Genomic DNA, 13,578 nt, shown 5'->3' on the forward strand with positions numbered 1-13,578 from the left:
CGGTAAAATCGCGGCTTCCTCCCGCGCCGCGTAGGGCGCGTCATTCGAAGGTCGAAAGCCGATGCAGATTCACAAGGAAGTGGACGCGCGCGGGCTTAATTGCCCGTTGCCGATCCTGCGTGCCAAGAAAGCGCTTGCCGATATGGAAAGCGGGCAGATCCTCAAGGTGCTTGCGACCGACCCGGGCTCGCAGCGCGATTTCGCCGCGTTCGCGAAGCAGACGGGCAACGAGATCGTCGAATCGACGACGCAGGACAAGACCTTCGTGTTCCTGATGCGCCGCCGCTGACGGCCCGCATCGCCGGCTCCGCCGTGCCGCGCGCCGGCCGGGCTTCTCTGACAATTCTTAAACCTCACCGCGTGACGGGCTGCGTATACTGACCCGGCCGGTCGTCCGCTCCCAGCGGACGCGCCGGCCACGGTACGTCGCAGGGCGGGCACGGGGGCCATGCCTGACGCTACCGTCGTACAACGGGGAGAGGACATGTCCTTCAGACCAGGGACCTTTCGAAGTCCGTCCGGAACGGAATGCATTGCGCCCGCGCGCGCGTCGGAATTGAGCCGGATCGAGCTCGATCCGCGACAGGATCGCCATGCGCGTGCCGCACTGGAGGCCTACGCGGATTCGGCGGCGGCCGAGATGCCGTGGCTGGCCGAGTGGCTTGACGAACGGCTGCGGGATGTCGCGCAGGACGACGGCCCGGGCCTGACCTACTGCGGTGCGACGATCGAGCGCGTGTTCGATCTGGCGCAGGCATGGGCGGCAGCCCAGCCCGATTACGCGGCGCCTGCGTGGGAGCGGGTGCGCGGCCAGCTGCAGCGGATGCTCGTTCAACCGGCGCTGCCGGAACGGCCGGCGCCACGCATGCCGGCGGACGATTGTGCCGAGCCGGTGGCCGGCATCGCGGGCGCGGATTAGGCGTCCGATTGCGCGGCAGGAAGGATTATTCGAAGAAAGAACGATAGTCCGCGCAATTTCTTGGCGAATTTCATACTACTATGATGAAATCGCCGGTTCGTCCGTGCCCCGTTTTTGAGATATTGGACCGGGGTCGCCGGTTTGCGCAGTGGCGCGAGCGGCGAACGACGGCTCGCCGGCCGAAATCCGGACGCCGCGCACGTGCTGCGCGGCCGGGGGCAGGCGCGGGAGTTGAATGGACGAATCGATTTCGATTTGCGGGGTGCTATGAGAATTGCTGTACTGGATGATGATCCGGCCCAGACGGATTTCGTCAGCCAAACGCTGACGGCCGTTGGCCATACGTGCTATGCGTTCAAGGAAGGCAAGGCCCTGAAGAAGCGCCTGCAGCGCGAGACGTTCGATCTGCTGGTGCTCGACTGGAACGTGCCCGACATGTCCGGCGAGGAAGTGCTCAAGTGGGTGCGTGCGAACCAGACCGAGCACAGCCTGCCGATCATCTTCATGACGAGCCGCGACGACGAGGCGGGGATCACGCAGATCCTCAACGCCGGCGCCGACGACTACGTGGTCAAGCCCGTGTCGGGCCCGATCCTGCGCGCGCGCATCGGCTCGCTGCTGCGCCGCGCGTATCCGGTCAACGCCGAGGCCACCGTCCGCGAGTTCGACCAGTTCCGTTTCGACGTGAACCTGAAGCAGGCGTATGTCGGCGACAAGGCCGTGAGCCTCACGCAAAAGGAATTCGAGCTCGCGCTGCTGCTGTTCCAGCACCTCGACCGGCCGTTGTCGCGTGCGCACATTCTCGATCTCGTGTGGAAGCAGGCGACCGACATCCCGTCGCGCACGATGGATACGCACATCTCGATGCTGCGCACCAAGCTCGGCCTGCGGCCCGAGAACGGCTATCGCCTCGCGCCGATCTACGGCTACGGCTACCGGCTCGAGCGGGTCGGCCAGGGAGAACCGGAGTGACCACGGGCATCACGCAGCGCACGGCGAACCTGCGCACGGCGGCGCTGCACGCGGCCTGCGCGGTCGCGCTTGCGTTCGCCGCGCAGCACGCGGCGGCGCAGCCGCCCGCTGCCGCGGGCAAGATGGTCGTGTACCGCACGCAGGCGGGCGACACGTTGTACGACGTCGCCGCACGCTATATGCAGGGCTCGGACGACTGGCAACTGCTCCAGCAGATCAACGGCGTGCCCGCGCCGAAGCACCTGCAGCCCGGCGTCGCGCTGAAGCTGCCGGTCGCGCGGCTGCGCAAGGAAAAGCTGACCGCCCGCGTGATCGCGGTGCAGGGCACGGCCGAACGCGCGTCCGGCGACGCTTTCACGGCGCTCGCCAACGACGCGACGCTCGCGGAAGGCGACCGCGTGCGCACGGGCCCGAACGGCTTCGTGACGATCGAGCTCGCCGACGGCACGCACATGAGCCTGCCGCCCGACAGCCAGCTCGACCTGAAGTCGCTGCGCCGTACCGTGCTGACCGGCACGCTCGATCGCGAGTTCGAACTCACGCGCGGCTCGGTCGACAGCGAAGTGACCCATCTGAAGAAGCGCGACGACCGCTTCCAGATCCGCTCGCCGTCCGTCGTGGCCGGCGTGCGCGGCACGCATTTCCGCGTGAACTACGACGCGGCCGGCAATGCGTCGACGCGTGTCGAAGTCCTCGACGGCACCGTCGGCGTCGCGGGGCACCGGCAGGCGGCCGACCCGACGCTCGTGCATGCGAACTTCGGTAGCGTCGCGACGTCGTCCGGCACGGTCGGCGCGCCCGTCGAGCTGCTGGCCCCGCCCACGCTCGCGCATCCGGACAAGGTGCAGGACGAGTCCGACGTCGCGTTCGACGTCGCGCCGCTCGCGCAGGCACGCGGTTATCACGTCCAGCTCGCGCACGACGCGGGGTTGCTCGACCTGTTCCGCGAAACGCGTACCGATGCGCCGCGCGTGGTGTTTCGCGACGTGCCGAACGGCAACTATTTCGTTCGAATCGCCGCGATCGATTCGAACGGTCTCGAGGGGCTGCCGCGCACCTATGCGTTCGAGCGCCGCGTGATGGGGCTCGACGCGAGCGCGTCGCCCGGCGCCGGCGGCTACGAGTTCCGCTGGTCGCCGAACGGTTCGGGCAAGGATGCGCGCTACCGGTTCGTGCTGTCGCGCTCGAAGGACCTGAGCGCGCCGGTCGTCGACCAGGTCGGCCTGCATGCGCGCCAGCTCACCGTTGCGCACCTGCCGCCGGGCGATTATTTCTGGGCCGTGACCGTCGAGGAATTCGAAGGCGGCAAGTTCTACGAGAAGACCAGTCCCGTCAGCGCGTTCACGTTGTCGCGCTGACCCGCGGCGCATGAAACCCCGCTCCGTGTCCCCGCGGCGGCATCTCGGCCGCCGCTTTCTCATCGAATGGATCGCGATCGGTTGCCTCGGGATCGCGGTGATCCTCGCGTGCGCGCTCGGCCGCCTGTCGTCGAGCGTCGACGGGCTGATCTACGACCGGCTGCTGATGCTGCGCAGCCTGCCGCTGTCGCCGGATGTGGTCGTCGTCGACATCGACAACCAGAGCGTGTCGGCGCTCGGCCGCTGGCCGTGGTCGCGCGACGTGCATGCGCGGCTGCTCGACACGCTGGCGCGTGCGCAGCCGGCCGCCGTCGTCTACGACGTGCTGTTCACCGAACCGTCGCCGGAGGATCGCGCGTTTGCGGACGCGATGAGCCATGTGCCGACCTTCCTGCCCGTACTGCTGAGCCCGGAGCAAGCGGACGGCACGCGCAGCGTCGATCCGCCGGTCGCCGCGCTCGCGGCGCGCGCGACGGGGCTCGGCCACATCAATCTCGAAGTCGATCGCGACGGCATCGTGCGCAGCGTCGCGCTGTTCGAAAGCGACGGCCGCGTGCGCTGGCCGCAATTGATGGTGCCCGTGTACCGTGCGATCCAGGCCGGCCGGCTGCATCCGGTCGGCGGCGTGCCGGGCGCGAATGCGCACGACCTGTCGCGCGATGCGGCCGGCGAGGGCCGCTACCTGATCCCGTTCAGCCGCAATACCCCCGCTTATCCGACGCTGTCGTTCGACGACGTGCTCGAAGGGCGCGTGAAACCCGATGCGCTGCGCGGCAAGATCGTCGTCGTCGGCGTGACGGCGTCCGGGCTGTACGACCGCTTCGCGACGCCCGTGTCCGGCGAGTTCGGCCCGCTGGCCGGCGTGTATATCCATGCGAACGTGCTCGACATGCTGGCGACCGGCAGCGCGATCTCGCCCGCGTCGCGCCTGGGGCTGTTCGCCGCGTCGCTGCTGCCGCTCGCCGTGCTGCTCGGCGGTTTCCTGATGCTGTCGCCGTGGCGTGCGCTGCTGCTGACGATGAGTCTCGCGGTGCTCGCCGTGGTCGCGAGCCTGGCGCTGCTGTTCGAGGCGCGCATCTGGCTGACGCCGGCACCGGCGATCTTCGGGCTGATCGCCGTCTACCCGATCTGGAACTGGCGGCGCCTCGAAATGACGATGTCGTACCTGCGCCGCGAGCTGCAGCGGCTCGCCGACGAGCCGCACCTGCTGCCCGAGGCGCCGCGCACGCGCAGCGTCGGCGGCGACGTGCTCGAGCGGCAGATGGCGCTGATGGCGCAGGCCGCGCAGCGCGTGCAGGACATGAAGCGCTTCGTGTGGGACAGCCTCGACAGCATGCCGGAGCCGATTTTCGTGACCGACCTCGCCGGGACCGTGCTGATCGCGAACCACGCGGCGAAGCGCTACGGGTCGCGCCTGTCGCTGCCGCTGCCGGAAGGGCGGCCGCTGCGCAACGCGCTCGGCGAGCTGACCTTCATGAAGACCGTCGACGGCAATGCCGAACACGACGCGGCGATCCGCGAGCGCTGGCCAGCCGCGCTCGACCCGACGCTCGAGGCCGAACACGACGCGATGGCGCGCGGCATCGAGGTGCGCGATCGCGACGGGCTCGACCATCTGTTACGCTACGCGGCCTGTACGAACGCCCAGGGCCGCGTGACGGGCTGGATCGCCGGCCTCGTCGACGTGACCGAGCTGCATGCGGCCGAGCGGCAGCGCGAGGAAGCGCTGCACCTGCTGTCGCACGACATGCGCTCGCCGCAGTCGTCGATCCTGGCGCTCGTCGAGATCGAGCGCGACCGTGTCGACACCGACGCGATGCGCGGGCTGCTCGCGCGGATCGAGCGCTATGCGCATCGCGCGCTGTCGCTGGCCGACGAATTCGTGCAACTGGCGCGCGCCGAGTCGCAGGCGTACCAGCTCGAGGTCACGAGCCTCGTCGACGTGCTGATCGACGCGAGCGACGAGGTATGGCCGCAGGCGCAGGCGAAGCATATCCGCGTCGACACCGAGGTCGGCACCGACATGTGCTGGGTGCGCGCGGACCGCTCGCTGATCACGCGCGCATTCGTGAACCTGCTGAACAACGCGGTCAAATACAGTCCGTCCGACACCGTGATCACGTGTACGCTGACGGTCGAGCACGCATCGAAGCGGATGTTCTGTACGATTCGCGATCAGGGGTACGGCATTGCGCCGGAAGATCAGCGGCATCTGTTCGAGCGTTTCAAGCGATTCCATGCCGGCGAGCGGCCCGAGATCTCGGGTTCCGGGCTCGGCATGGCATTCGTGAAGACGGTCGTCACGCGCCATGGGGGCAGCGTGTCGGTCGACAGCGAGGTGGGTGTCGGCACCGCGGTGACGGTGTCGCTGCCCGCGATCGACGAGCCGTCCGCCTGACAGGGCCGGGCACGACGGCAGGGATTTGGGGAAAGCCATGAGAAAGGAATGGGCAGCGACCGCACTGGCGGCGTCGCTGTTGACGGGTTGCGCCGGCGTGACGACCGGCGTGAGTGCGGTCGGGCAGCCGGATGCGTTTGCCTCCGGTGCGCACGGCTACGATTTCGTGCGGACGGCCGCGCAGGCGGGCGACACCGAGTACCGGCAGATCGAGACGCTCGTGCGCGACGAACTCGCGCGCCGCGGCTTCGATGCGCAGCCGCTCAAGGATGCGCGCTACCGGCTGTCGATCGCGTACGCGACGCAGCCGGCGTCGGTCACGGCGATCGCCGACCGGTGCGGCGCCGCGAGCAGTGCGTGCGTGACGGTCGACGGGCCGGCGCCGCTCGCGCTGCCGTTCATGGGCACCGTGTATCGCCACGTGCTCACGCTGCGTTTCGTCGACGCACGATCGGGGGCCGACGTGTACCGCGTATCGGCCGCGCTGCGCGATCGCGATCCGGGCACGCAGCTGGCCGCGCCGGCGCTCGTGAAGAGCGCGCTGGCGAAGGTGCCGTTCGGCGACGGCAACGGCTGGCTCGTCAAGACGAAAAAAGACGACGCGGGCGGGATGCCGGGCGTCGTCTCCGTGAAGCCGGCCGAAACGCGCTGAGCGCCGGCCGGTGAGGTGAGGGCGGGCTCGCCGCGGCGAGCCCTTGCCGCGTTCAGGCGGCCGGTTGCGTGCCGCCGCGCGTACGCAGGTACGCGTCGAATTCGGCGCTGACTTCCGGGTGGCGCAGCGCGAATTCCACCGTCGCCTTCAGGTAGCCGAGCTTGCTGCCGCAATCGTAGCGCGTGCCCTGATACTTGTAGGCCAGCACCTGTTCATCGGCGAGCAGCGCCTGGATCGCGTCGGTGAGCTGCAGTTCGCCACCCGCGCCGGGCTTCAGCGCGCGCAGGTGTTCGAAGATCCGCGGCTTCAGGATGTAGCGCCCGACCACGCCGAGGTTCGACGGCGCGACTTCCGGCGCCGGCTTCTCGATGATCGCCGACATCTTGACGATCGACTCTTCCCATTCCTTGCCGTCGACGATCCCGTACGACTTCGTTTCCGACGGCGGGATCTCTTCGACGCCGATCACCGAGCTGTGATAGTGGTCGAACACGTCGACCATCTGCTTCATCACGGGCGGCGTGCCGTCGAGCAGGTCGTCGGCGAGGATCACCGCGAACGGGTTGTCGGCCACCAGCTTTTCCGCGCACAGCACCGCATGGCCGAGGCCGAGCGCTTCCGGCTGGCGCACGTAGAAACAGTCGACGTGGCTCGGCTTGATGCTGCGCACGAGCTCGAGCAGCTTTTCCTTGCCGCGCGCCTCGAGTTCGGCCTCGACCTCGTACGACTTGTCGAAGTGATCCTCGATCGCGCGCTTGCTGCGCCCGGTGACGAAGATCATCTCGGTGATGCCCGCGGCGATCGCTTCCTCGACCGCGTACTGGATCAGCGGCTTGTCGACGACCGGCAGCATTTCCTTCGGGCTCGCCTTCGTCGCCGGGAGGAACCGCGTGCCGAGACCGGCAACGGGAAATACCGCCTTGGAAACTTTCAGCATGATCGAACCTTTATTCCTGTAATCGACTTGTCAGACGGTCTATGTTCACGTTCGCATTATAGTGAACGCAAACGACCTTACCCTTTGTTACGCAGGCAACCGATCGAGCTGCGCCCGCAGTTTTTCGAGCGTGCTCTGGAATTCCGCGACGCGTTTCTGCTCCTGTTCGACCACGGCCGGCGGCGCTTTCGCGACGAACGCCTCGTTGCCGAGCTTCGCGTTGCACTTCGCGATCTCGCCCGTCAGGCGCGCGATTTCCTTCGACAGGCGCTCGCGTTCGGCCGCGACATCGATTTCCACCTTCAGCACCAGCTTGTTCGGGCCGACGATCGCGATCGGCGCGCCGTGCGCTTCCTTGTCGAGCGCCGCTTCGTCCGCGAGGATCTGCACTTCCGACAGGCGCGCGAGCGCCTGGACGTACGGCGCGAACGAGCGCAGGCGCTCGGCATCGCCGGCAGCCAGCAGCGGCACCTTGGTCGCCGGCGAGAGGTTCATCTCGCCGCGCAGGTTGCGGCACGCGTCGACGATCGCCTTCAGGTCGGCCGCCCATTGCTCGGACGCCTCGTCGAGCTTCTGCAGGTTCGCGACCGGGTACGGCTGCGTCATCAGCGACGCTTCGCCTTCCGCCTTGCCTTGCGGATAGCGGCCGGCGAGCGGCGCGACCTTCTGCCAGAGCGCTTCGGTGATGAACGGGATGACCGGGTGCGCGAGGCGCAACACCGTTTCCAGCACGCGCAACAGCGTGCGGCGCGTCGCGCGCTGCTGTTCCGGCGTGCCGTTCTGGATCTGCACCTTCGCGAGCTCGAGGTACCAGTCGCAGTACTCGTCCCACACGAACTTGTAGATGCTGCTGGCGATGTTGTCGAAGCGGTAATCGGCGAAGCCCTTCGCGATGTCCGCTTCGGTGCGCTGCAGCAGCGACACGATCCAGCGGTCGGCCGCCGAGAAATCGAGGTAGCCGCCGGGGCCGCAGTCGCCCGCGCCGCACACTTCCGGCTTGTCGGCGCCGCAGTCGTGGCCTTCGCAGTTCATCAGCACGAAGCGCGTCGCGTTCCACAGCTTGTTGCAGAAGTTGCGATAGCCTTCGCAGCGCGCGAGGTCGAAGTTCACGTTGCGGCCGAGCGTCGCCATCGACGCCATCGTGAAGCGCAGCGCGTCGGTGCCGAATGCGGCGATGCCGTCCGGGAATTCCTTGCGCGTCTTCTTCTCGATCGTCGCGGCCTGCTTCGGGTTCATCAGGCCGGTGGTGCGCTTCGCGACCAGCGTCTCGAGGTCGATGCCGTCGACGATGTCGATCGGGTCGAGCGTGTTGCCCTTGCTCTTCGACATCTTCTGGCCTTCCGCGTCGCGCACGAGGCCGTGCACGTAGACGGTATGGAACGGCACCTTGCCGGTGAAGTGCGTCGTCATCATCACCATCCGGGCGACCCAGAAGAAGATGATGTCGAAGCCCGTGACGAGCACCGACGACGGCAGGAAATGCTGCAGTTCAGGCGTTTCGTTGGGCCAGCCGAGCGACGAGAACGGCACGAGCGCCGACGAGAACCACGTGTCGAGCACGTCCTCGTCGCGCTTCAGCGCGCCCGCATAACCCTTCGCGGCGGCCTGCGCGCGTGCGTCCTCCTCGTTGCGCGCGACGAATACCTCGCCGTTTTCGCCGTACCACGCGGGAATCTGGTGGCCCCACCACAGCTGGCGCGAGATGCACCAGTCCTGGATATTTTCGAGCCACTGATAGTAGGTGGTCGTCCAGTTTTCCGGCACGAACTTGATCTGGCCGTTGCGCACCACGTCGAGCGACGTCTCGGTGATCGACTTGCCGGGGTTGAACGTGCCTTCCGGCGCCGGCTTCGTCATCGCGACGAACCACTGGTCGGTCAGCATCGGCTCGATCACGACGCCCGTGCGGTCGCCGCGCGGCACCATCAGCCTGTGCGGCTTCACGGAGTCGAGGAAGCCCTGCGCGTCGAGGTCGGCGACGATCGCCTTGCGCGCGTCGAAACGGTCGAGGCCGCGATACTGCTCGGGGCCGTTGTCGTTGATCTTCGCGTCGAGCGTCAGGATCTCGATCGGCGCGAGGTTGTGGCGCAGGCCGACCTGGTAGTCGTTGAAGTCGTGCGCGGGCGTGACCTTCACGACGCCCGTGCCGAACTCGCGGTCGACGTAGTCGTCGGCGATCACCGGGATCTCGCGGCCCGTCAGCGGCAGCGTGACGAGCTTGCCGATCAGGTGCGCGTAGCGCTCGTCTTCCGGGTGGACCATCAGCGCGACGTCGCCGAGCATCGTCTCGGGGCGCGTGGTGGCCACCGTCAGCGAGCCCGAGCCGTCGACGAGCGGATAGCGGATGTGCCACAGGTGGCCGTTTTCCTCTTCGCTCGCGACTTCGAGATCCGACACGGCGGTGAGCAGCACCGGGTCCCAGTTGACGAGGCGCTTGCCGCGGTAGATCAGGCCCTGTTCATAGAGCGTGACGAACACGTCGCGCACGGCGGCCGACATCTTGTCGTCCATCGTGAAGTATTCGCGCGACCAGTCGGTCGACGCGCCGAGGCGGCGCACCTGGCCCGTGATCGTCGAGCCGGACTTTTCCTTCCATTCCCATACGCGCTCGACGAACTGCTCGCGGCCGAGGTCGTGGCGCGACACGCCCTGCGCGTCGAGCTGGCGCTCGACGACGATCTGCGTGGCGATCCCCGCATGGTCGGTGCCGGGCACCCACAGCGTGTTCTCGCCGAGCATCCGGTGGTAGCGGGCGAGGCCGTCCATGATCGTCTGGTTGAACGCGTGGCCCATGTGCAGCGTGCCCGTCACGTTCGGCGGCGGCAACTGGATCGCGAAATCGGGGCGCGACGGATCGAAAGCCGGGGCGGCGTAGCCGCGTTTTTCCCACTCCGGCCCCCATTGGGACTCGATGGTGTGGGGCTCGAAGCTCTTCGCAAGCGTGTTGTCGCTCATGTTGGAAATCTGCCGAAAAATGCGTGAATTGGATGCCGAATCTGACAATTATAAATGGATGCCCATCGGCCAGCCATCGCCTTGCCGGCACGGGCCTGCCGAGACGGGGCCGCAACGTGCCGGCAACGTGCCCGCCACGCGCGGCCGAACGGATCGGGAACGGCATCGCGCGGCCGACTTATAATGTCGGGTCCGCATTTTTCTCGCCCGTTAGCTGCCGCTCCATGCCCGATCTGCTCGCCAATCTGAACCCCGAACAACTCGCCGCCGTCACGTTGCCGAACGAACCGGCGCTGATCCTTGCAGGGGCGGGCAGCGGCAAGACCCGCGTGCTGATCACGCGTATCGCGTGGCTGATCCAGCAGGGCTACGCATCGCCGCCCACCGTGCTCGCCGTCACCTTCACGAACAAGGCCGCGCGCGAGATGATGGCGCGCCTGTCGGCGATGATGCCGATCGACACGCGCGGGATGTGGATCGGCACGTTCCACGGCCTGTGCAACCGGATGCTGCGCACGCACTGGCGCGACGCCGGCCTGCCGCAGACGTTCCAGATCCTCGATACCGCCGACCAGCTGTCCGCGATCAAGCGGCTGATGAAGGCCGCAAACGTCGACGACGAAAAGTACCCGCCGAAGAACGTCCAGTACTTCATCAACAACGCGAAGGAGCAGGGGCTGCGTCCCGACAAGGTCGACGCGACCGACAACTTCAACCGCAAGTTCGTCGAGCTGTACCAGGCGTACGACCAGCAGTGCCAGCGCGAGGGCGTCGTCGATTTTCCCGAGCTGCTGCTGCGCTGCTACGAACTGCTCGCGTACAACGCGCCGCTGCGTGCGCACTACCAGGCGCGCTTCCGGCACATCCTCGTCGACGAGTTCCAGGACACCAACAAGCTGCAGTACGCGTGGCTCAAGATGCTCGCGGGCGGCGAGAACGCGATCTTCGCGGTCGGCGACGACGACCAGTCGATCTATGCGTTCCGCGGCGCGAACGTCGGCAACATGCGCGACTTCGAAGACGAATTCCGCGTGCGCAACCTGATCAAGCTCGAGCAGAACTACCGGTCGCACGGCAACATCCTCGACGCGGCGAACCAGCTGATCTCGAACAACGCGCACCGCCTCGGCAAGAACCTGCGCACCGACGCCGGCCACGGCGAGCCCGTGCGCGTGTACGAGGCGAGCACCGATTCGCAGGAAGCCGGCTGGATCGTCGAGGAGATCCGCTCGCTGATCAACACCGGGATGGCGCGCAGCGAAGTGGCCGTCCTGTACCGCAGCAACGCGCAGTCGCGCTCGATCGAGCACACGCTGATGTCGTCGGGCATCCCGTACCGCGTGTATGGCGGCCTGCGCTTCTTCGAGCGGCAGGAAGTGAAGCACGCGCTCGCGTACCTGCGCCTGATCGACAACCCGAACGACGACACGGCGTTCGTGCGCGTCGTGAACTTCCCGACCCGCGGGATCGGCGCGCGCTCGATCGAGCAGCTCGCCGACGCCGCGCGTCTCTACGGCTGCTCGATGGCCGCCGCGATTCCGTACGTGACGGGCAAGGCCGGCACGAGCCTCGGCGGGTTCGCGAACCTGGTCGCGAAGATGCGCGCCGATACCCAGCACATGAACCTGCCCGACACCGTCGAGCACATCGTGCGCGCCAGCGGCCTCGCCGATTTCTACCAGGGCGAGCGCGAAGGCCAGGACCGCCTCGAGAACTTGCAGGAACTCGTGAACGCGGCCACCGCGTTCATCGCCGAGGAAGGCTACGGGCTCGATACGCCGGCCCGCTCGATCCCGCTGCGCGCGGGCGCGATCGCGGCACCCGAGCTCGGCACCGCGACCGACGATCCGGCGGTCGACGTGCTCGACCCCGAGTCGCCCGCGGACCCGGCGCAGAACCCCGACACGATGACGCCGCTTGCCGGCTTCCTGTCGCATGCGTCGCTGGAGGCCGGCGACAACCAGGCGCAGGCCGGCCAGGACGCCGTGCAGCTGATGACGGTCCACGCGGCGAAGGGGCTCGAATTCTCGGCCGTGTTCATCACGGGCCTCGAGGAAGGGCTGTTCCCGCACGAGAACAGCGTGCTCGAATCCGACGGCCTCGAGGAAGAGCGCCGGCTGATGTACGTCGCGATCACGCGCGCGAAGGAGCGGCTCTACCTGTCGTTCGCGCAGAGCCGGATGCTGCATGGCCAGACGCGCTACAACGTGCGTTCGCGCTTCTTCGACGAATTGCCCGAGCACGTGCTGAAGTGGCTGACGCCGAAGGTCGAGGCCGGTTCGCGCTGGGGCGGGCGTTCGGACAACGCCGGGTACGGGCGCGACTGGTTCGCGCGGCCGGGCGGCGGCAGTCGCGAGCAGATCGTCGATGCGGCCGTGTCCGCGCCGCTGCCCGCGTTCGCGGACAAGCAGCGCGCAGCCGACGCAGGCTTCCGGGTCGGCCAGCAGGTGTTCCATACCAAGTTCGGCGAAGGCACGGTCACCGCGCTCGAAGGCAACGGCACCGATGCGAAGGCCCAGGTGAAGTTCAAGCGGCACGGCGAGAAGTGGCTCGCGCTCGCGGTCGCGAAACTGCAGGCGGTGGAATGATGGACATCGACATGGATTCCACGCTTGCGGCCCGGCCGCTCGGCATTCTGGCCGCGCTGCCCGAGGAGCTCGGCGACCTGATCGCCGCGATGCGCGCCGAAGGCGCGATGAAGACGGTCACGCTCGGCCGCCGCGATTACCACGTCGGCACCGTGCAGGGCGCGGCCTGCGTCGTCACGCTCGCGCGGATCGGCAAGGTCGCGGCCGCCGCGACGGTCAGCGCGCTGATCCACGTGTTCGGCGTGTCGGGCGTCGTGTTCACCGGTGTCGCGGGCGGCGTGTCGCGCACGGTGCGGGTCGGCGACGTCGTCGTGGCCGATACGCTGCTGCAGCACGATCTCGACGCATCGCCGCTCTTTCCGCGCTACGAGGTGCCGCTGCTCGGCATCACGCGCTTCACGACCGACGCGGCACTGACGGCGCGCCTGCGTGCCGCGTGCACGCTGTTCGTCGCGGAAGAGGGCGCGCAGTTCGCCGAGCGCTTCGGGCTCGCCGGCGCGACGCTGCACGCGGGGCTCATCATCAGCGGCGACCGCTTCGTGTCGAGCGAGCGCGAGGTCGTCGCGCTGCGCGACGCGCTGCCGGACGCGCTCGCGGTCGAAATGGAAGGCGCCGCGATCGCGCAGGTGTGCGCGGAGCACGACGTGCCGTTCGCGCTCGTGCGCACCGTTTCCGATACGGCCGACGATCATGCAACGCAGTCGTTCTCGCACTTCCTGTCGGCGATCGCGAGCAGCTATTCGTCCGGCATCCTCAAGCGTTTCCTGACGCTGCATGCGACGACGGCGGCCTGAAGCCG

General features: G+C 67.8%; 10 protein-coding genes. 8 read left to right on the top strand and 2 right to left on the bottom strand.

Annotated elements, in window-relative coordinates; genetic code table 11:
• The first annotated feature begins 61 nt into the window (after positions 1-61).
• The 6 genes from DIE03_RS30650 to DIE03_RS30675 all read left to right on the top strand — a co-directional run bounded on the left by DIE03_RS30650 (position 62) and on the right by DIE03_RS30675 (position 6,299).
• Entirely contained in the window at positions 62-289 is a 228-nt protein-coding gene (locus DIE03_RS30650; RefSeq protein WP_006402122.1) for a sulfurtransferase TusA family protein, read from the top strand.
• Between the two features lie 195 nt (positions 290-484).
• Complete coding sequence (locus tag DIE03_RS30655) at positions 485-919, top strand: peptidase (RefSeq protein ID WP_124455964.1); 435 nt, start codon at positions 485-487, stop codon at positions 917-919.
• 267 nt (positions 920-1,186) lie between these two features.
• Positions 1,187-1,891 (top strand): response regulator transcription factor, encoded by a 705-nt coding sequence (locus DIE03_RS30660; RefSeq protein WP_006490421.1) that lies wholly within the window; start codon positions 1,187-1,189, stop codon positions 1,889-1,891.
• On the top strand, positions 1,888-3,249 hold the full coding sequence (locus tag DIE03_RS30665; RefSeq protein ID WP_124455965.1) for a FecR domain-containing protein: 1,362 nt from the start codon (positions 1,888-1,890) through the stop codon (positions 3,247-3,249). The genes DIE03_RS30660 and DIE03_RS30665 overlap by 4 nt, the downstream gene beginning before the upstream one ends.
• 10 nt (positions 3,250-3,259) lie before the next feature.
• Entirely contained in the window at positions 3,260-5,647 is a 2,388-nt protein-coding gene (locus tag DIE03_RS30670; protein WP_124455966.1) for a CHASE2 domain-containing protein, read from the top strand.
• 37 nt (positions 5,648-5,684) lie between these two features.
• Positions 5,685-6,299: a DUF4136 domain-containing protein gene (locus DIE03_RS30675; protein ID WP_124455967.1), complete on the top strand. Its 615-nt coding sequence runs from the start codon at positions 5,685-5,687 to the stop codon at positions 6,297-6,299.
• A 52-nt stretch (positions 6,300-6,351) separates the two neighbouring features.
• Here DIE03_RS30675 and galU read toward each other — a convergent pair whose 3' ends face one another.
• The gene (gene galU, locus DIE03_RS30680) at positions 6,352-7,236 is read right to left on the bottom strand and encodes a UTP--glucose-1-phosphate uridylyltransferase GalU (protein WP_124455968.1); all 885 of its coding nucleotides are present in this window, start codon (positions 7,234-7,236) and stop codon (positions 6,352-6,354) included.
• Positions 7,237-7,323: 87 nt separating this feature from the next.
• Positions 7,324-10,191, bottom strand: a complete 2,868-nt coding sequence (locus DIE03_RS30685) for a valine--tRNA ligase (protein WP_124455969.1) — start codon at positions 10,189-10,191, stop codon at positions 7,324-7,326.
• Between the two features lie 224 nt (positions 10,192-10,415).
• Here DIE03_RS30685 and DIE03_RS30695 point away from each other — a divergent pair, with 224 nt between their 5' ends.
• Together DIE03_RS30695 and DIE03_RS30700 are read left to right on the top strand one after the other, a co-directional pair.
• Entirely contained in the window at positions 10,416-12,779 is a 2,364-nt protein-coding gene (locus DIE03_RS30695) for a UvrD-helicase domain-containing protein (RefSeq protein WP_124455971.1), read from the top strand.
• Positions 12,776-13,573: a 5'-methylthioadenosine/adenosylhomocysteine nucleosidase gene (locus DIE03_RS30700; protein ID WP_124455972.1), complete on the top strand. Its 798-nt coding sequence runs from the start codon at positions 12,776-12,778 to the stop codon at positions 13,571-13,573. The genes DIE03_RS30695 and DIE03_RS30700 overlap by 4 nt, the downstream gene beginning before the upstream one ends.
• Positions 13,574-13,578 lie beyond the last annotated feature (5 nt).

The organism is Burkholderia sp. Bp8992, assembly GCF_003853705.1.
Taxonomy (GTDB): Bacteria; Pseudomonadota; Gammaproteobacteria; order Burkholderiales; family Burkholderiaceae; genus Burkholderia.